This window comes from Pseudoxanthomonas sp. (genome assembly GCF_036845285.1).
Taxonomy (GTDB): Bacteria; Pseudomonadota; Gammaproteobacteria; order Xanthomonadales; family Xanthomonadaceae; genus Pseudoxanthomonas_A.
On record NZ_DAIUEE010000006.1, the window covers coordinates 191893 to 210407 of the forward strand.

General features: G+C 69.0%; 15 protein-coding genes and 1 pseudogene. 6 read left to right on the plus strand and 10 right to left on the minus strand.

Translation table 11 applies throughout. The features are described from left to right. Positions 1-34 precede the first annotated feature (34 nt). The gene (locus V7060_RS09770) at positions 35-2509 is read right to left on the minus strand and encodes a mechanosensitive ion channel domain-containing protein (RefSeq protein WP_334179045.1); all 2475 of its coding nucleotides are present in this window, start codon (positions 2507-2509) and stop codon (positions 35-37) included. 64 nt (positions 2510-2573) lie between these two features. After that, positions 2574-3125 carry a hypothetical protein gene (locus tag V7060_RS09775; RefSeq protein WP_334179046.1) on the minus strand — a complete coding sequence of 184 codons (552 nt, stop codon included), beginning with the start codon at positions 3123-3125 and terminating at the stop codon, positions 2574-2576. Positions 3126-3276: 151 nt separating this feature from the next. Between V7060_RS09775 and V7060_RS09780 the strand changes: the two genes are divergently transcribed. The 3 genes from V7060_RS09780 (at position 3277) to V7060_RS09790 (ending at position 4758) form a co-directional block, all read left to right on the plus strand. Next, the gene (locus tag V7060_RS09780; RefSeq protein ID WP_334179047.1) at positions 3277-3987 is read left to right on the plus strand and encodes a DUF6445 family protein; all 711 of its coding nucleotides are present in this window, start codon (positions 3277-3279) and stop codon (positions 3985-3987) included. A 51-nt stretch (positions 3988-4038) separates the two neighbouring features. Further along, on the plus strand, positions 4039-4287 hold the full coding sequence (locus V7060_RS09785; protein WP_334179048.1) for a DUF3297 family protein: 249 nt from the start codon (positions 4039-4041) through the stop codon (positions 4285-4287). A gap of 96 nt (positions 4288-4383) precedes the next feature. Next, complete coding sequence (locus V7060_RS09790) at positions 4384-4758, plus strand: YciI family protein (RefSeq protein ID WP_334179049.1); 375 nt, start codon at positions 4384-4386, stop codon at positions 4756-4758. 146 nt (positions 4759-4904) lie between these two features. Here the strand turns inward: V7060_RS09790 and V7060_RS09795 are convergent, their stop codons facing one another. The 8 genes and pseudogenes from V7060_RS09795 to V7060_RS09830 all read right to left on the minus strand — a co-directional run. Continuing rightward, entirely contained in the window at positions 4905-5312 is a 408-nt protein-coding gene (locus tag V7060_RS09795; protein ID WP_334179050.1) for a VOC family protein, read from the minus strand. A gap of 10 nt (positions 5313-5322) precedes the next feature. Beyond that, complete coding sequence (locus V7060_RS09800; protein ID WP_334179051.1) at positions 5323-5748, minus strand: YciI family protein; 426 nt, start codon at positions 5746-5748, stop codon at positions 5323-5325. A gap of 114 nt (positions 5749-5862) precedes the next feature. Continuing rightward, positions 5863-7962 carry an SMP-30/gluconolactonase/LRE family protein gene (locus tag V7060_RS09805; protein ID WP_334179052.1) on the minus strand — a complete coding sequence of 700 codons (2100 nt, stop codon included), beginning with the start codon at positions 7960-7962 and terminating at the stop codon, positions 5863-5865. A 74-nt stretch (positions 7963-8036) separates the two neighbouring features. Further along, positions 8037-9770: a hypothetical protein gene (locus V7060_RS09810; RefSeq protein ID WP_334179053.1), complete on the minus strand. Its 1734-nt coding sequence runs from the start codon at positions 9768-9770 to the stop codon at positions 8037-8039. Positions 9771-10044: 274 nt separating this feature from the next. Further along, positions 10045-10773: an energy transducer TonB gene (locus V7060_RS09815; protein ID WP_334179054.1), complete on the minus strand. Its 729-nt coding sequence runs from the start codon at positions 10771-10773 to the stop codon at positions 10045-10047. 33 nt (positions 10774-10806) lie between these two features. Beyond that, the gene (locus V7060_RS09820; protein ID WP_334179055.1) at positions 10807-11532 is read right to left on the minus strand and encodes an energy transducer TonB; all 726 of its coding nucleotides are present in this window, start codon (positions 11530-11532) and stop codon (positions 10807-10809) included. A 59-nt stretch (positions 11533-11591) separates the two neighbouring features. Next, positions 11592-12572 carry an isoaspartyl peptidase/L-asparaginase gene (locus tag V7060_RS09825; RefSeq protein ID WP_334179124.1) on the minus strand — a complete coding sequence of 327 codons (981 nt, stop codon included), beginning with the start codon at positions 12570-12572 and terminating at the stop codon, positions 11592-11594. Between the two features lie 201 nt (positions 12573-12773). After that, a pseudogene (locus tag V7060_RS09830) lies at positions 12774-13616 on the minus strand (cyanophycinase); the annotation flags it as partial. 34 nt (positions 13617-13650) lie between these two features. Between V7060_RS09830 and V7060_RS09835 the strand changes: the two are divergent. The 3 genes from V7060_RS09835 (at position 13651) to V7060_RS09845 (ending at position 18462) form a co-directional block, all read left to right on the plus strand. Then, positions 13651-14247 (plus strand): sigma-70 family RNA polymerase sigma factor, encoded by a 597-nt coding sequence (locus tag V7060_RS09835; RefSeq protein ID WP_334179056.1) that lies wholly within the window; start codon positions 13651-13653, stop codon positions 14245-14247. Continuing rightward, positions 14225-15274, plus strand: coding sequence for a FecR domain-containing protein (locus V7060_RS09840; RefSeq protein WP_334179057.1), 1050 nt, complete (start codon positions 14225-14227; stop codon positions 15272-15274). The genes V7060_RS09835 and V7060_RS09840 overlap by 23 nt, the downstream gene beginning before the upstream one ends. A gap of 98 nt (positions 15275-15372) precedes the next feature. Next, the gene (locus tag V7060_RS09845) at positions 15373-18462 is read left to right on the plus strand and encodes a TonB-dependent receptor (protein WP_334179058.1); all 3090 of its coding nucleotides are present in this window, start codon (positions 15373-15375) and stop codon (positions 18460-18462) included. The last annotated feature ends 53 nt before the right edge of the window (positions 18463-18515 follow it).

Genomic DNA, 18515 nt, shown 5'->3' on the forward strand with positions numbered 1-18515 from the left:
ACGAACCCGCGCGTCCGGTTTCGACACGGCCACCTCACGCGGGCGCGCCATCCGCGGGCTTCGACCCGTCGGGCCGCGCCAGCGAGCGCAGCAGGTCCTCCGGCACCGAGCGCACATGCAGGTCCTGCTGCGGGAAGGGAATCTCGATCCCGGCCTCGCCCAGCGCCGCGTGCAGCCGGCCCATCAGGTCGCTGCGGATCGCCGACCAGTCGTCGAACTGGTGGGTCCACGCGCGGATCGCGAAGTCGAGCGAACTGGCACCGAAGCCGGTGAACAGCACGGTCGGTGCCGGATCCTCGGCGACACCGGGCGTCGTGCGCGTCGTTTCCTGCAGCAGCTGCATCACCCGCGTGACGTCGGTGCCGTAGGCCACGCCCAGGTCCACGTCGACGCGCCGGTTCTGGTCGGTGAGCGTCCAGTTGGTCACCTTGTCGGACAGCAGCATGCCGTTGGGCACCACCACGTCGGCGCCATCGAAGGTACGCACGGTGGTCGCACGCATGCCGATGGCGCGCACACGCCCGCTGGTGCCGCTGATGTCCACCACGTCGCCCGGCTGCACCGGACGCTCGAACATCAGGATCAGGCCGGAGACGAAGTTCTTCACCACGTCCTGCAGGCCCAGGCCGATGCCTACGCCCAGCGCGCCGAACAGGAACGCGAGCTGGCCGATCTTGAAGCCCGCCGCTGACAGCGCCGCCAGCAGGCCGACCAGCAGCAGCGCGTAGTAGCTGAGCGACGCCACGCTGTTGCCGACGCCGCGCGGCAGCGACATGCGTGGCAGCACTTCTTCGCGCAGCAGCGCACGCAACGTCTTCGCCACCCAGACCGCCAGCACCACGCCGATGCAGAACACCAGCACGTGCCCCAGGCTGACCGACAGCTCGCCGTACTCGAAGCGGTGCGTGATGATCGCCTTCGCCGTGTCGTACACCGGGCGGAAGATGCGGAACCGGCTCATCGTGTAGCCGATCCAGCCGACCACCGCCGCCACCCGCGCCCAGCGCGCCAGCGATTCCAGCAACGTGCCGCCATGCCGGCGCATCAGCCACAACCGCCGGACCTCGCGGCGCGCGCCCAGCCGGCGCAGCAACGCCTCGAACACGGTGACCGCCGCATACAGCACCAGCGCGAAATAGCCGCTCTCGATGATGCCGGACGCCAGCATCTCGGCCAGCGACACGTTGCCGAGCACGTTGGCGCCGACCGAGACCAGCAACACCACGACCGCCGCCCAGGCGAGGCCATGCACGAGCTGCCCGGCGCGACCGGCCAGCCCGGCGAAGCGTTGCCCGCGTGAGCGCCACAGCAGCCATCCCGTCGCCGCCAGCGCCAGCACGGCCAGCGCCAGGTAATACAGGCGATACAGATAGTCGCTGGCCATCAGCAGCACCGCCAGGCGCTGCAGCAGGTAGAACGCGGTGGCCAGGTACGGCCACGGCCCCAGCAGGCGTCGCCCCTGTTGCGGCATCAGCCGCAGCACCGGCACCAGCGCCACCAGCATCGCGAGCTGGTGCAGGAACAGCGGCGCGTTCGGTTCCAGCAGCAACACGCCGATCATCGACAGCAGCAGCCACGTCGAGAAAGGACGCCGGATCACGCGCGCCTCGGCGTCGGTCGCCAGCACCGCGGTGGGATCCACGCCCCGGCGCCGATGCCGCCACGCCACCCACAGCAGGAGCGGCAGCAACGCCACTTGCAGCACGTGCAACAGGCGCTGGTTGCCCATGTCGGCCGCCGCGTACTGGGCGACGAAGCTGTTCTCGGACTGGATCTCGCGGGTCAGGCTGCGGGCGACGTCGTCGCGCAGCGTCGTGGTGTCCTGCACGCGCCACAGCGGCGGCGCATCCAGCCGCAGCAAACGGCGGTCGGCGTAGGCGATCGCATCTTCCACCGCCTGCTGGCCGGTCTGGATGCGCGCCGCGAGCAGGTTGGCGCGGCGGCCCAGAGCGATCTGTTCGGCCAGCGGCGACGACAGCGCCTGTTCGGCCTGCTGCAGGCGGTCCCCGACGCTCTCGACGCGGGCACGCAAGGCCTCCGGGGTGAGGCCCGGCGTCATCGCGGCGCGCGTGAGGTCCCAGTCCGCGCGCCGCAGCGCGAGTTCGGCCGCATCCTCCGCATACGGCGCGACCGAGGCCTGCATGTCGCTGCGCCAGCGCGCGTACTGCCGCGCGTCGAACTTCCAGTGCCGCTCCATGCTCTCCAGGCGCACCACCGGCAGCGTGCGCAACTCGGCGTAGGCGAACAGGCCGTTCTTCTGCGCCACCGACTGCTCGATGGCCGCCAGCTTCGGCACCAGTCTGCCGAGCGGATCGGCGTGGCCCGCGCGCAACGCCACTTCCTCGGCGTAGCGTTCGTCCGCATCGGCGCGTCCCGGGATCTCGGCCAGCGCGATCGCCTCGGGCGCCTTCGGCTTGGACGGCGACAGCAGCGTCGCCACATCCTGCGCACGCGCGCCGGATGCCGCCAACAGCGCCAGACAGGCAAGACGGGCCAACAGCACGCGCATGACAGGCATTCCCGACGCGATGGAAGACGCCGAGTCTAGCGCGGGTACCATCGGGCGCACGTCGTCAGAACGCGTCGCTGCCCGGCCGGATCTCCACGCCCATCACCGCGGCCAGCTGCTGCATGCCGTCGTCGTCGCGGCGCAACGCCATCCAGCCCGCATACGCGTCGCCGCCGGTGTTCCAGTTCCACAGCGTGTAGCCGTGCTCGCGCAGGCGGTCGTAGGCGGTGGCCATCAGCGCGGGCACGTCGGTGCCGTCGAGGAAGTCCTCGTCGCTGGCGTCGCCGCCCCAGTCGATCTCGATGGCGTAGCGCGCCGCCAGCTGGTTGGCGCAGTCAATGAAGGATTCGGTGTCCTTCCAGTCCACGTAGAAGCCGGACGTCCAGTCGATGGCGTCCTTCAGCGTCCACAGCACCTGGTCCGGCTCGGTGCCGTCTTCGCCACCGGCATCGCGGTAGGCGGCGAACTGCCGCAGCGCGGTCTCGCCGTCGCCGGGATTGATCAGCACCAGCAGGTTCCACACCAGGGCTTCGGTGTCGTCCAGGTCCATGTCGTCTCCGTCATCGAAGGCATGGCCGAAGTTGTCGTCGGGATCGAACTCGTCGGGCAGGGTCATGGGGCGCATCGCGGCAACGGGAAGGCGGCGACATGGTACGCGCCGTACCCGTCGCTGTGCGTCATGCGAGGCGGCCGCTTTGTGCTGCCGCACCGGCGGGTCTATGGTGGTGCCGCCGGTGCGTACGCCGGCCTGCCGGGGAGGCCGCACCATGTTCAACCCCCGTCCCGCGGTCCAGCACCTGGCCATCGGCCACGGCCACGCCTGCGTCGTCATCGACGATGCGCTGCTGGCGCCGGAGCGCCTGCCCGCGTTCGCGGAGGCCTACCGGGAGGATTTCCAGCCGGCGCCGCCCGCCGTGTTCCCCGGGCTGCACCTGCGCATGCCCGCGGAGTTCACCGACTTGCTGCACGACGTGCTGCGCGACCACGCGCGCCACGCACTGGGCGCGCGCCGCGTGTTGCGCAGTGCGGGCCGGCTGGCGCTGGTGACCACGCCCCCGTCGCAGCTCGCGCCATCGCACTGGCAACCGCGCCGCGTGCGTGCCTTCGAGCCGGACCAGTGCATCGCGGTGGCGGAGCTGTTCCTGTTCCAGGATCCGGCGCTGGGCGGCACCCATTTCTTCCTGCCGCGCGTCTCGCCGCAGCAACTGGAGCAGCTCGAACACGATGCCGAGGCGCTGCCGCCGGAGGATTTCGCCCTGCGCCACGCATGCGCGGCCGGTTATCCGCAGGCATCGAATGCCAGCTTCACCCATGCGCTGACCGTGCCTGCGCGCTGGAACCGCCTGCTGATCCACGATGGCGGCGCCTTCCGCGCGCCCGCCATCACCGACCCCGCGCGACTGGCGGCCGATCCGCGCCATGGCCGGCTGACGCTGCTGGCCACGCTGGCCTGCAGCCGCCACCGCGTGGCCTGGTGATCGCCGCGCATCGGGTATCCTTGCGGCCCCGATATCCGCACGACGCCTCCCATGTCCGATACGCCTCCCGATCATCTGGCCTCCGATCCGCGCAGCCCGTTCTACAACGCCGAGGCGATGGATCGTGGCGTCGCCATCCGCTTCAACGGCGTGGAGCGCGACAACGTGGAGGAGTACTGCATCAGCGAAGGCTGGGTGCGCGTGCCGGTGGGCAAGTCGAAGGACCGTCGCGGCAATCCGATGACGATGAAGATCAGGGGCACCGTGGAAGCGTGGTTCCGCTCGCCCGCCGCCGAGTAGGCCGCCGTCTGGCGACGCGACACGCGGCCTGAAGACACGCGGCCTGAACATGACCGCGTGGCACAATCCCGGCCTGCACGCACGCCGGGAGGGCGCATGAAGTTCCTGCTGATGATCTACACGGACGATTCCCTGCTCGAAGCGCTGCCGGAAGGCGCCTTCGACCAGATGATGCACGGCTGCATCACCCACGCCGACGAACTGCAGGCACGCGGCACGCTGATCGAATCCCAGCAGCTCGAACACGGCAGCACCGCGCGCACCGTGCGCGTGCGCGACGGCAAGACCACCATCGTCGATGGCCCGTTCGCCGAGACGAAGGAAATCCTCGGCGGCTACAACCTGATCGAGGCCGACAGCCTGGACGAAGCCGTGAAGATCGCGCAGGAATTCCCCTGGATCGGCACCGGCAGCATCGAAGTACGGCCGGTGCGCGATTTCGACGCCGTGCGCCGGCGCGTCGGCGCCTGAGCGGCGGCCATTGCCCGAGATGCATCAGGCCGTCACGGCGACCACTCCCCTCATCAATCCAGATGCGTCATTCCCGCGAAGGCGGGAACCCAGCGCCTTTTGCCTCCCGGCTCAGTGACGCCTTCAAGCCGGCTCGAGGATGCACGTCAATCGGCCGGCATCGCACCATCGTCCATGTGCACGACTTCCCACTGGTGACCGTCGAGATCCTGGAAGCTGCGCTGGTACATGAAGCCGTAGTCCTTCGCTTCGAGCGTCTCGCTGCCGCCGGCGGCGATCGCCTTGTCCGCCAGCGCGTCGACACCGGCGCGCGTGTCGGCCGACAGGCACAGGATCACTTCGGTGTGGGTGCGCGCATCGGCGATCGTCTTGCGCGTGAAGCCCTGGAAGAACGGCTCCACCAGCAGCATCACGTAGATGGTGTCGCTGACGACGATGCAGGCGGCATTTTCGTCGGTGAATTGCGGGTTGTTCGCATAACCGAGCGCCTTGAAGAACGCCTTGGACTTCTCGAGGTCACGGACCGGCAGGTTGACGAAGATCTGGGTGGCCATGGTTGCTCCCTCAGGCGTGTGTCTGCGGCTGGATCTGCGCGGCGAGGCACGCTTCCTGCTCGCGCAGTGCCGGCGTCAGTTCGTCGCCGAAGTCCTCGGCTTCGAACACCGGACGCACCTCGACCTCATCGCCGCCATCGAACGGGGCGCGCTTGATCCACTCGATCGCTTCATCGAGGCTGCGCACCTGCCACAACCAGAAACCGGCGATCAGTTCCCTGGTTTCGCCGAAGGGACCGTCGATGACCGTGCGCTGCTTGCCGTCGAAACGTACGCGCACGCCGCGCGAGGTGGGATGCAGGCCATCGCCGGCCAGCATGATGCCGGCCTTGACCAGCGCTTCGTTGAACTTGCCCATCTCCTCCAACTGCCCGGTGCTCGGCATCCGCCCGGCTTCGGTATCGGCGTTGGCTTTCACGATGACCATGACGCGCATTGCGCTCTCCTGTCGTGCGGACCGGGTATTCCGGCCGCTTTCGGAATAGCGACGAACCGGCGCGGCGCGGATCGACACGGCCCTGCGGCCGGAAACGGCGCGCCGGCGCCCGCCCTATTGCAGGCGCAGTTTCAGGTCTCGCCGGCCCTGCGCCTCGTTGCCGCTGTAGTCGCGCGCGGTGATCCGCAGCAGGTAGTCGCCGGGCGGCAGCGCGCCCACTTGCCAGGTGCCTTCGGCCCATTGGCCGTCGCGTACGGTATTGGTGATGCTGTACTTGAAGCGGGTGACCGCGCTGCCGTGTACGGTGATGCCGCTGCCCGGCGCGTAGGCGATCTGCACGGCGTCGTCGGAAGGCAGGCGGAGGAAGTCGAGGTTCATGCGGGGCACTTCGAAGCCCGCGACCGGCGTGCCATCGTCATGCAGCACCTGGTAACCCAGCGCGTACAGGCCAAGGCGCCGACGCGGCAGGTTGCGATCCACCTGGTCCCACGCATCCACCACGATGCGCACGCCCTGCAGGTCGCGCGGTACCAGCACACGCCCGTCCTGGCGCTGGTCGATGGGTTGGTCCAGCGTGTCGAACAGCGCGACTTCGTCGATCCGCGGCGGATAGGTATCGGTGAATCCGGTGAAGCCCAGCGCGATGGCGTTGCGCTCGTAGCCCGAGGGACCGATCGACAGGTGCACGTGCGCCATGCGGTTGACCGTGCCCAGCGCATCGCCCGCCGCGAAGCGCGTGCCACGGCGAACACGGATGCGGCTGGGATCGCCACTGGCGTCGTGCAGCAGCTGGAAGCGCGAAGGATCGAGCAGATCGCCGCGCGGCGTGCGCCCGACGCGCATGTGGATGTAGTCCAGCGCGCCCAGGCCCAATCCTTCGCTCAGGCCGTTGAAGTTCCACGCGGCGGTCGGGCTGCTGACCTTGCCGTCGGCGATGGCGAGCACGGTGGCACCGACGTCGCCGCGGATATCCAGGCCGCCATGCAGGTGGTGGCGGCTCTCGCCCTGGTAATCGCCGCGCACTTCGCCCAGCGTGCCCACGACTTCGTGCCAGCCGTCCTGCGGCTGCAACGGCCAGCGGCCCGCCGTCTCGGGCAACGGATCCTGCGGCGACGGGCCGACGACGGCAGGGACCGGCGCCACGCCCAGCGCCAGCGGCGCGACGCGATGCACGCGATGGCTGCCGGCATCGGTGAAGTGCACGCTGCCGGCGGCATCGATGGCCAGTCCTGCTGCACGCGACAGCCGCTGTCCCGGAACGTCGCCTGCCAGCGCATGCCAGCGTCCATCCCGCATCACCTGCATCACGCGGCCGGTGAACAGCTCGCCGACATACAGGTGGCCGTCGTGGGTCAGCGCCAGCGACAACGGGCGGCGCGGTCCGGCCCGGGTCGGCAGGTCCGGCTGCACCGGCAGCGTGCTCACCCCGCCCTGCGGCCCGATGCGACGGATGGCGTCGTTGCGCAGGTCGGCCACCCAGACCACGCCGGTGGCATCCACGGCCACGCCGGTGGGAGTATCGAAGCGGGCTTGGCTGCCGGTGCCATCGACGAAGCCCGGCATGTCGCCACCGGCCAGCGTGGTGACCTGGCCGTCACGGTCGATCATGCGGATGCGGTCGTTGTAGGTATCGGCCACATAGACGCGCCCGCCGCCATCGACGGTTACCCCGATGGGTCCGTTGAACTGCGCCTGCACCGCGGGGCCGTCGCGGAAGCCGGCTTCACCCGTGCCGGCGACCGTGGTCACCGCGCCTTCCGGGGTGACCTTGCGGATCGCGTGGTTGCCGGTGTCGGCGACATAGAGATTGCCCTGCGCATCGCGCGCCAGCGTGGAAGGCGTATGGAACGCCGCCGCCGTCCCCGTTCCGTCGGCGAAGCCTTCGCGGCCGCCGGCAAGCGTGGAGACCACGCCATCGCGCGCGATGCGGCGGATGCGGTTGGTCTCGCCGGCATCGGCGACATACCGCGTGCCGTCCTCCATCACGACGATGCCCCAGGGATCGTCGAACCGGGCCTGCTGCCCTGCGCCGTCGCGTGCGCCACGGATGCCGTCGCCCGCCACCAGCGACACCTGCCCCGGCCAGCCGAACGGCGTGACCGGCGGGCCTGTGTCGGGCACGGGAACAGGGAAGCGCGGGGTGGCGAGGAAGGTCGCGGCAAGGGCGACGGTGGTCAGCACCACCACCACCCACAGCCAGGCAGTACGGCTCATTGCATCGATGCGGCGAAGAACGGAGCCGCATCATGGAGACTCGCGGCGCGCTTGGGAAGCGCACCGCGCCGGCCTCAGAAGCCGGTCGCCGTCACTTGGCAGGACACGGTGAAGGTCACCGTGCCGCCCGACGGCAGCGTGGGCACGGCCACGCCACCACTGACCAGGGTCGGCAACGCCGCCGCACCCGGGCACGTGGCGCCACCGCTGGCCGCGCAACCGATCGGATTGCCGGACGCCGGGCACGTCAGGCCCGCGCCGGGCGTGTCGCTGACCACCGTACCGTCGGCGGCGGCGGGTCCGGCATTCGACACGACCACGCTGAAGCTCTTCACCTGTCCGCTGACGGCGGCGCCGGGGGACGTCGACTTCACCACGGACACATCGACCACGCGCGCACGGTTGACGATCGTGCAGACGATGGCCTGGCCGGCATGCGCACCGGTCACCGTCAGCGTGTTGCCGCTGAGGTTGCCACCGCTGCACGACCACGCACTCGCCGTGTAGGTCCGTGCATTGCCTGCGCCCAGGACTTCGGACAGCGTGATCGCGTTGCCCGGCACCACCACCACGGCAGCGCCGGTATCGGTCTCGGACGCGCTGTTGGCCGTGGACGACAGCGTGGCATTGTTCGCACCGCCGGTCGCCGACAGCACCGCGGTGTCGTTGACGGCCGCGTCCACCCACGTCTTGGCCAGCGCCAGCGTCGCCGTCGCGCTGTTGGTGAACGTGCAGGTGATCGTCTGGCCGGTGCCATAGCTGGCGGCCGCGATGGCGATCTGCCGCGCCGTCGTGTTGATCGTGGCCGGCACCGTGGCGCCGGTCTGGTCGACGCAGCTGCCGGCGGTCATCACATAGCCGGCCGGCGGCGTGGATTCGCTCAGCGTGATCGCAACGGCGTGGTTGGTGATCGGATACGTCGTGGACGACACCGGCGTGTTCTGCGCCGTGGTCGTCAGACTGAACGAGGGCGTCAGCGCACCGCTCGTGGTGAACGGGAACGTTCCGGTACCGCCCACGGTCTGCTTGCGCACGATGACGTTGCTGCCCTGGAAGCTCCAGCGCAGTTCCAGTTCGTCGCCGCCGGAAGGACCCACCTGGTTCACGGTGAACGTCAGGCTGGTGATGCCGGTGCCGTTGAAGCGGATCGAACCGCAGGCCGTTCCGCTGGCGATCGTCGACGCGCTGCCCGAGAGGCACTCCGCATTCGCCGTGCCCGAAAACGCGGTGCCGGTCGCGCGCACGAACGTGCTGCCCGTCACCAGGAACTGCGCATTGCCGCTGAGGCGCGTCAGCGTCACCGCGCCGCCCTGTGACGTCGAGTTGCTCAGCGTCCAGCGCGAGCTGTTGGGATCGTTGCCCAGGGCGCCGCCCAGGCGGTCGACATGCAGCACCGGGTTGTCCACCGCCTTGCTGAAGGTGATGGTGTAGGTGCGGCTGGAGGTTTCGTGCAGCAGCGTCAGCGAGCGGCCGCCGGCGACCGTCTCGCCATAGGGATCGCTCCAGCGGCTGTCGTTCGTCGTGTTGAATGTCCCGTTGGCATATGCCTGGTCGGAGGTACCTGTCCAGGTCACCGCCACGCCGTTGAGCGTGATGTTCGCCGAGGTGGCGCCGTTGAGCGTCCAGACGCCGGTGATCAGCGCCAGTGCGGAGCCTGCGGCCAGCAGGGTGGCCAGCAGCAGGCCGGCCTGCAGGGGACGGCGTCGCCGGCCGCGCGATGCCGCGGCGTTGCATGAAGGCGCAGGAAAAGGCAGGCGAACGGAACGTGCGCCCTGCTGGCGCAAGGCATCAATAGCGCGGTACGACATCGACGAACGGATCCCCTGACGCTTCTGTGGAAGAGGCGCTCCCTAGGTCCATCCCGACAACGGACCCCTACCGCTTGCCCCCTGTGGCAAGCCGACCCAAGACGCCTTCCAGGCAAGGAGGGGCCGACCGCAAATGTGACGCGCATCCTAACTTACGGCCGTCACATTTGCGACACGAGTCACACTGAAGACGCCTGCCGCCATCCCGGCGGGAGGAGGACAGGACACAGGCCGCCGCGAGGCGTCGCGCGTTCCCCGACCAGGGGCGCCGCCTTCAACCGGTTTCGCGCGGCCGGAAGGGGGAATCAAGCACGACCTGGTCCGGCGGGTCGTCCGGCTGACCCGCCGCTGCCACGCAATCGGGGGCATGCGTTGCGGCGGCCACCCGTTCCTGGCGCTTGGAGCGCTCCGTGAAATAGAACTCGACCGGGACCCGCACCTGGGTCGCGATGCGCCGGCCGTCCACCTCTTCCGGGACATACCGCAACGTCGCCACCCACGCCTCGAGGCCCGCCTTGAACTCCTTCACCGACCCTCGACGCGCCTTCATCGATTGCACCGTCGCCTGCCCGTCCTCGCCGATCGACAGGATCAGGTCGATGTTGGCCTGCGTCCCCGCCCGCATCGCCGCAGGCGGATACGGCAGACGTGGCAGTCGCAGGGCGTCATCGGCGTAGCCGGGACCGTTGCCCTGATAGTCCATGCCGACCCGCAGGCTGCCATCCGGCTGCGGGATCGCACAGGCCTGCAGCCGGACATGGGTGATGCCCGGCCTGGCCACGCCATCGACCAGCGCGGGTTCAAAGCGCCACTGCTTCACCCGCCGCTCGATCGCCTCGCGCACCGGCGCGGGCAGTCTGGGATTGGCCTGCACCTCTCGCGGGATACCCTCAGCATCCAGCGCGATCCGTGCCGTCGCTGGAAAACGAACCGGCTCTTTCGCTCCCTCCGCCTGTGCCGCACCAATGCACAGCAGAAGTCCCCACACACTCCAGTTCTTCATGACCTTCTCCCCAGTCAGGCCGTCGATCCGGAATCAGCTCGTCGTGATCGGCTTGAACGGCGAGTCCAGCACGACGGGGCGCGGCGCGTCGTCACCGGGATGGGCTGCCTTCGCCGCCACGCATTCGGGCGAATTCTGCCGGGCACGCATCTCGTCCTTGAAACTGGCGCCGCTATCGCCGGTCGAGAACGTCACCGGCATGGCGACACGCGAGGCCACCGGCTTGCCGTCGACTTCCTCCGGGATGTAACGCAGCGCCGCCACCCAGTCGCGAAGCGTTTTTTCGAAGTACCGCAACTGTCCCTTCATGGGCTCGATGGTCTCGATCCTGGCGTGTCCATCCGGCTGGATCTCCATCACCACGCGAAAAGAGCCGCTCTTGTCGCTCTTGGCGGCATCGATCGGATAACGCGGCGGCATGACGACAGGCAGACCATTGGCGTAGCCGGGACCGTTCCAGTCGTAGTCCACAGCCAGTCGCAGACCGCTACCATGCGCGTCGGGCACGGCACAGGCACTGAGGAAGACGGTTGTTATCCCGGACCTGGGTTCGCCGTCGAGGCGCGCTGGCTCGAACCGCCACTGCATCACCCGCTGCTCGATCGAACTACGCACGACCGCCGGCAGTTTGCCATCGAGGAGCACCTGTTGCGGCACGCCCTGGGCGTCCAGCGACAGGCGCGCACTCGTACGGAAATAGACCGGCTTGCCGGCCGACTCGGCGGCCGACGCGCCGAACGCCGCCAGAATCAGACACATCCCCAGAACCCTGACCATGCTTACCCCCTTTTGTGAGGGGAGCATAGCGCCATTTCCGCTCACCGCGCGGGCAGTGGATCTTCCTTGTAGATCGCCACGTGCGGCACGCCGTCGGCGCCGATCCAGCCGCGGTACATGCCTTCGGTATTGAACGGGAAGGCCATGCTGCCGTCGGCACCCAGCGCGATGGCGCCGCCGTCGCCGCCGGCCTTCGGGATGTCGCGGTTGATCACGCCTTCCGAGGCTCGCGCGATGCTGTGCCCGGCCAGGCGTACGCGCGCGCAGACCTCGTGCGCGGCCGCGGCGCGGATGTAGTACTCGCCCCAGCCGGTGCCGGAGAACGCGCAGCGGTCGTCGGCCCAGGTGCCGGCGCCGATGATCGGCGAATCGCCCACGCGGCCGTAGCGCTTGTTGGTCATGCCACCGGTCGACGTGCCCGCGGCCAGCTGGCCCTTCGCGTCGAGCGCCAGCGCGCCGACCGTGCCGAAATAGGCCTTGCCCGGCAGCTCCAGCGGCGTGTTGCTCGCCTGCGCCTGCTTCTCTTCCTTCAGTGCGTTCTGCAACTGCTGCCAGCGCTTCTCGGTGCGGAAGTAAGACGGATTGACCAGGGTCACACCCTGTTCCTTGGCGAACGCTTCGGCACCGTCGCCCACCATCATCACGTGGCGCGACTTGTCCATCACCGCGCGTGCCAGCGTGATCGGATTCTTGACCCGGTGCACGCCGGCCACGGCGCCGGCCTTGCCGGTGGCGCCATCCATGATCGACGAATCGAGTTCGTTCTTGCCGTCATGGGTGAACACCGCGCCACGACCGGCGTTGAACTGCGGCGCATCCTCCAGCACGGTGATCGCAGCGGTCACCGCGTCCAGCGCGGGCTTGCCTGCGGTCAGTTGCGCATGGCCCGCGCGCAGCGCCGCTTCCAGCGCCTTGCGTGCGGCGTCCTCATCGGCCGGCGTCATGCCGGCACGTTCGACGCCGGCGCCGCCATGGATCACCAGCAGCGGCGAGTCGAGCGCCACCAGCACGCCGTCGCGCACCGCGTAGCGGCGTTCGGCGGCCGGCTTGTCGACGCGGCCGCTCGGCAGGTGCAGCACGGAGTCGACACCGGCGATGACGGTATCGACATGATCGAGGTTCATCGCCTCGTCTTCGACCTGCTTCTGCGCGAAGCCACCCTTCACCACCGTGGCACCGGCCCCCGGCGCAGTGGCGTAGACGCGCGCACTGCCGTCGCCTTCCACCGCGACGGCGGCGTCCTCGTCCACGCCCAGGCCCAGGATCGGGCGGCCGGCCAGCGACTCGGCCTTGGCGACGAACGCGATCAGGCGGCCCAGCCGGTTGCGCTCGCTGAAATGGGTATCGGTGATCACGCCCTTCAGCAGCGCCAGCTGCAGGAAACCGGTCTCGATGGTGTTGTCCGCACCCAGCGGATCGGCCAGCGCGCGCGGGCTGATGATGCTGCCGCCATCCATCGCGCCGTACAGGTACTCGCCCTGCATGGCCAGGCCGGCGCTGGTGCCGCCGAGCGGCTTGCCGGCGCGCACGTGCGCGTCCAGCGCAGCACCCACCGGCGTGCCGCGCCAGAAGCGCACGTAGCGCGACTGGTCGCCACCGGCCAGGAAGATGCCGTCGGCGCGCTTGAGGCTGCGCAGCACGTCCGGGTCGCTCGCGCCTTCGCGGTCGGTGAAGACGTAGGTCTCGACCGAGGCGATGCCGCCGACCTCGTTGAAGAATTCTTCGCCGATCTCGCCGGCCTGCGACGCGCGCAGTACGACGATGTGGCCGTTGCCGGCCTTCTTCATGAACCAGTGCATCGCATCGAAATTGCGATCGCCACCGCCCATCAGCAGCAGGCCCGGCTGCACCTGGCCAGGCGTTTTCGCGGTGGTGTCGCCCAGCACGTAATGCGCCGGCTTGGCGGCGAGCGCCGGCAGGGACAACGCAAGCGCCACCACGCAGATCGCGCCGCGCCGCAAAATGCCGAAGACAGACACCATGCCGTACTCCCAAGGTCGAAGGTCGCGGCAGGATGCCACGCACCGATGCGATGTGGAGACGAAGCGGCGACCGTCTTCCCCCATGCGGGATCGCCGGCGGTTGGGCTAGAGTGCGGCCATGCCCACCGAATTCGACGACTGGTTCGTCCGCGAAGTCCTCGTCCACGAACGCGCGCTCACGCTGTTCCTGCAGCGCGCATGGCCGCACCGCGACGAATGGCACGACCTGCGCCAGGAGGTCTACGCGCGCGTCTACGAAGCGGCGGGCCGCACGCGACCGGACACGCCGAAGGCGTTCCTCTTCGCCACCGCCCGCCACCTGATGACCGATCGCCTGCGCCGCAGCCGGGTGGTGTCGATCGAGCCGGTGGGTGATTTCGAGTCCTCGAACGTCTACCTGATCGACGAGGTGTCGCCCGAGCGGTGGACCGGGACCCGCCAGGCGCTCAAGCGCGTGGTCGAGGCCCTGGACCGGCTCCCCGACCGCTGCCGCGAAGTGGTGTGGCTGCGGCGCGTGGAGGAATTGCCGCAGAAGGACGTCGCCCGCCAACTGGGCATCAGCGAGAAGACCGTGGAAAAGCATTTGGCCAAAGGGATGCGCCTGATCGCCGACCATCTGTACGGCGGCGACGCCGTGCGTGCGTCGGACGGGCGAAGGACGGCCCGGGCTGTCATGGACAAGGACGACGGACATGACCGACAGCAGACAGATTGAGCAGCAGGCCGCCGACTGGCTGGTCCGTCGCGACGCGGACGGCTGGACGGCGCGCGAGCAGACGGCGCTGGACGGTTGGCTGGGCGAATCGCCCCGGCACAAGGTGGCGTTCCTGCGGTTGCAGTCCGCGTGGAACGAGGCCGGTCGCCTGCAGGCATGGGCCGCGGGCCTGCCCGCAGGTACGGTGCCGCCGCGTGCGGCGCCTGCCGACGGCAACACGGACGCACGGCCCGACCTGCGCGGCATCACCTTCGCACCGCGGCACGCCGGCGCGCGCGATGCACGCGGACCCGGCTGGCGTGGCGTGGCAGCGGCATTGACGCTGGTGGCGGTGGGTTCCGCCGCGTGGGGAGGCTGGCAGCTCAGTGGCCGCGAGCAGGCGCAGTACGCCAGCACCGTCGGCCAGATCCAGACGGTGACGCTGCCCGATGGCTCCACGGCCACGCTGAGCAGCGACAGCCGGCTGGACGTGCGCATCAGCCGTGGCGAACGCCATATCGCCCTGCTGCAGGGCGAGGCGTTCTTCGACGTGGCGCATGACACGCGGCGCCCGTTCGTGGTGGAAACCGAGGGACGCCGCGTGGCCGCCGTCGGCACCCGCTTTTCTGTCCGCCGCGATCCGCAGGCGATCCGCGTGGTGGTGACCGACGGCAAGGTGCGCCTGGAGAGTCGTGCCGGTGCCGATGGCCGCGCCCAGCCGGTGGCCCTGCTGCCGGCCGGCAGCGTGGCCACCGCAGGCCGCAACGGCGTACTGGTCCGCTCCCTGCCGCTGGCGGAGGCCGAGCGCTATCTGGAGTGGCGCGACGGCTTCCTCACCTTCGACGATGCCTCGCTGGCGGATGCGGCCAGCGAGTTCAACCGCTTCAACACGCGCAAGCTGGAGCTGGGCGACGCCACCGTCGCCGCGCTGCGCGTGGGCGGCAACTTCCGCTGGTCCAATGCCGAGGGGTTCGCGCGCCTGCTGGAACAGGGGTTCCCGGTGCGTGCGGAGCGGCACGAGGACCGCATCGTGCTGTACACACGCTAGGCCCGGCTCCCGCGACGAAAGTCATGGGGGGATTTGCCCGGTTCGTTCGTCCTGATAGCCAATAGGTGCCATACCGAGCACCCCCGGGGAGAGAGTCGATGCGGTACCCAATGCGCGTCCTGTTGTTGAGTACGGCCTGTAGCGTGGCGCTCGCCGCGCAGGCCCAGGCGGCCCCCGGCCGCATCGACCTGCCTGCGGGCGACCTGACGGCGGCGCTCAACACGCTGGCCAAGCAGTCCGGCACGCAACTGGTCTATCGCGCCGACCAGCTGAAGGGGCGGCGCACCACGGGCGTGCAAGGGGCCGCAACGACCGACCAGGCGCTGGACCGCCTGCTGCAGGGCAGCGGCTTCCAGGCCAGGCGCGACGCCTCCGGTGCCGTGCTGATCGTGCAGGCCGATGCCACGCCCCGGCGCGCACCGGCGCCGCGCCCCGCGCCCCAGGAGGCACCTCCCGGGGGCGGTTCCGCGCAGGCCGAAGAACCCGTGACGCAGCTGGAGACCCTGCAGGTCACCGGCTCGCGCATTCCGCGTGCGCAGATCGAAGGACCGGCGCCGATCACCGTGATCACGGCCGAACAGATCCAGGCCGCCGGCTTCACCTCCGTGCCTGACGTGCTGCGCTCGCTCAGCCAGAACAGCGGCACCGTGCAGGGCCAGCAGAACACCACCAGCGCCCAGTCCACGCCGGGCGCACAGGCGGTCGACCTGCGCGGCCTGGGTCCCAACCACACCCTGGTGCTGATCAACGGGCGCCGCATCGCCGACTTCCCGCTGCCGCTCAACGGCCGCAGCAACTTCACCGACGTCGGCAACATCCCGCTCGGCATGATCGAGCGCGTGGAAGTCCTGACCGGCAGCGCCTCGGCGGTCTACGGCTCCGACGCGATGGCGGGCGTGATCAACTTCATCCTCAAGAAGTCGATCGACGGCACCATCTTCGACTACCGCTACGGCGACACCGAACGCGGCGGCGGCGAGTCGCACCGGCTGACGGTCACCACCGGCTTCGAGCGCGGGGACTTCAGCGGCATCGTCGGCGTGGAACTGCTGGACAAGCGTCCGCTGTGGGGATTCGAACGCCGCAATCAGGATTCCACGCTCGATTCCCCGTTGGCGCGCCGCAAGCTGCCGCGCCTGACCGCGCAGATCCTCAACTGGGAAGACGACACCAACATCGCGCCCGCCGACGGGTGCGCGGCCATGGCGGGCTTGAACGAAGGCACGACGGTGCTCGCCGACGATCGCTTCGGCGAACCCTACTGCGGCAGCGAGCGCGCCATCGCGTATCGCACCATCACCAACGAGCGCAAGGGCGGCAATGTATACGGCGCGTTCGAGTACCGCCTGTCCGACACGCTCTCCTGGTTCGCCGACGCGCAGTTCGGCCACCAGACGGTCAGGCTGCTGACCGGCACCAACGGCAACGACGTGGCGAGCGACCACATGGGCTGGGAATTCCACGACCCCGCGTCGACCAACAACTACCGCGACAAGGTGTTCTACAACGCGCTCACCGACCAGCGCGAGATCTGGACACGCCAGTTCACGCCCGAGGAAATGGGCGGCCTGCGCAACCGCATGAACACCACGGTGCAGAAAACGCTGGCCGTGACCACCGGCTTCAAGGGCCAGTTCGGCGACGAGTGGAACTGGGAAGCCGCGTACAACCATTCGCAGTACAAGGCCGACGTGGAGATGCCACGCATCAAGGCGGACGCCGCCAATCGCCTGTTCCTGGGCGAACGCCAGGGCTACACCAGTCGCGGCTATGCCATCTACTCACCCGACCCGACGCGCCTGTTCACGCCGCTGACGCCAGCCGAGTTCGCGTCGATTTCCACCATGTCCACGTTCCGTCCCGTGGCCAAGAACGACAACCTGAGCTTCACCACCGACACCACCTCGCTGTTCACCCTGCCCGCCGGCGACGTGGGTTTCGCCGGCGCGGTGGAGTACGGCAGCCAGTCCTATCGCATCAATCCCGATCCGCTGGCGCTGACCGAGGACGCGTACTACGGCCCGCGCTATGGCGACGGCCGGGGCGACCGCGATCGCTGGAGCGTGGCGGGCGAACTGCGCATGCCGCTGCTGTCCACGCTGGAAGCCAGCCTGGCGGGCCGCTACGACCGCTACGACTACGGCGACAAGAATCCGGGCAAGTTCACCTACAGCGCTGGCCTGGAGTGGCGGCCGCTGGATACGCTGCTGGTCCGCGGCTCCTACGGCACCGGCTTCCGCGCACCGGACATGCATTACCTGTTCGCCGGCAACGACTACTACCGCACCCGCTTCGCGACCGACTATTACGACTGCCGCACCGCCGAACCCGGCGCCACCAACGACTACTGCTACGACGATGGCAGCTACGACGTGAGCACGTTCGACGTCTACAGCGGCAACATGGACCTGAACGTGGAGACCAGCAAGTCGTTCTCCGCCGGTTTCGTGTGGTCGCCGTTCAGCGGCTTCGACGTGTCGATGGACTACTACAAGATCAAGGTGATGAACCAGGTGCAGACGCAGGACCGCGAGCGGATCCGTCGCGACGAAGCCAGCTGCCGCCTCGGCGTCACCGACAGCGGCACGCCGGTGGACATCAACTCGGCGACCTGCCAGGACGCGATCGCCCGCGTCGTCCGCGACAGCGATGGGGTCATCACCAGCGTCCGCTTCAGCCCGATCAACATCGCCAGTGAAGAGACTTCGGGCATCGACACCAGCGTCAGCTACCGCCTGCAGACCGACCAGGCCGGCGACTTCCGCTTCACCGGCAGCTATACGTGGGTGCACCGCCACGAGAGCCAGCAGTATCCGGGAGACCCCACCCTGGACATGCTGGACTACGCGACCTACAGCCCCGCCTTGCCGCGCCGGAAGGGCAACATTGGCGTCAACTGGGACAAGGGCACGTTCGGCGCCAGCCTGTTCGGCAATTACCTGGGCCGCGTGCCGAACTACGCCGACGATGCCTGGATGCCCGACTCATGGCGCTTCAACGCCGGGGCGCGCTACGACATCAACGACCACCTGCGCATCTCGCTGACCGTCAACAACCTGCTCGACAAGATGCCGCCGAAGGATCCGACCTGGTCGAACTATCCGTACTACGACACGGCCTGGTTCGACAGCGTTGGGCGCAGCTACTTTTTGCAGGTCACCTGGAAGCTGGGCGGCGCGGCGCTGTAGGCACCGCTCGCTCCTGAAGAACGAAAAACCCGCCTCCCGGCGGGTTTTTCTTT

Coding starts and splice junctions, on each gene's coding strand:
- V7060_RS09770 (WP_334179045.1), bottom strand. CDS start 2,509: ATGCGCGTGCTGTTGGCCCGTCTTGCCTGTCTGGCGCTGTTGGCGGCA.
- V7060_RS09775 (WP_334179046.1), bottom strand. CDS start 3,125: ATGACCCTGCCCGACGAGTTCGATCCCGACGACAACTTCGGCCATGCC.
- V7060_RS09780 (WP_334179047.1), top strand. CDS start 3,277: ATGTTCAACCCCCGTCCCGCGGTCCAGCACCTGGCCATCGGCCACGGC.
- V7060_RS09785 (WP_334179048.1), top strand. CDS start 4,039: ATGTCCGATACGCCTCCCGATCATCTGGCCTCCGATCCGCGCAGCCCG.
- V7060_RS09790 (WP_334179049.1), top strand. CDS start 4,384: ATGAAGTTCCTGCTGATGATCTACACGGACGATTCCCTGCTCGAAGCG.
- V7060_RS09795 (WP_334179050.1), bottom strand. CDS start 5,312: ATGGCCACCCAGATCTTCGTCAACCTGCCGGTCCGTGACCTCGAGAAG.
- V7060_RS09800 (WP_334179051.1), bottom strand. CDS start 5,748: ATGCGCGTCATGGTCATCGTGAAAGCCAACGCCGATACCGAAGCCGGG.
- V7060_RS09805 (WP_334179052.1), bottom strand. CDS start 7,962: ATGAGCCGTACTGCCTGGCTGTGGGTGGTGGTGGTGCTGACCACCGTC.
- V7060_RS09810 (WP_334179053.1), bottom strand. CDS start 9,770: ATGTCGTACCGCGCTATTGATGCCTTGCGCCAGCAGGGCGCACGTTCC.
- V7060_RS09815 (WP_334179054.1), bottom strand. CDS start 10,773: ATGAAGAACTGGAGTGTGTGGGGACTTCTGCTGTGCATTGGTGCGGCA.
- V7060_RS09820 (WP_334179055.1), bottom strand. CDS start 11,532: ATGTGTCTGATTCTGGCGGCGTTCGGCGCGTCGGCCGCCGAGTCGGCC.
- V7060_RS09835 (WP_334179056.1), top strand. CDS start 13,651: ATGCCCACCGAATTCGACGACTGGTTCGTCCGCGAAGTCCTCGTCCAC.
- V7060_RS09840 (WP_334179057.1), top strand. CDS start 14,225: ATGACCGACAGCAGACAGATTGAGCAGCAGGCCGCCGACTGGCTGGTC.
- V7060_RS09845 (WP_334179058.1), top strand. CDS start 15,373: ATGCGGTACCCAATGCGCGTCCTGTTGTTGAGTACGGCCTGTAGCGTG.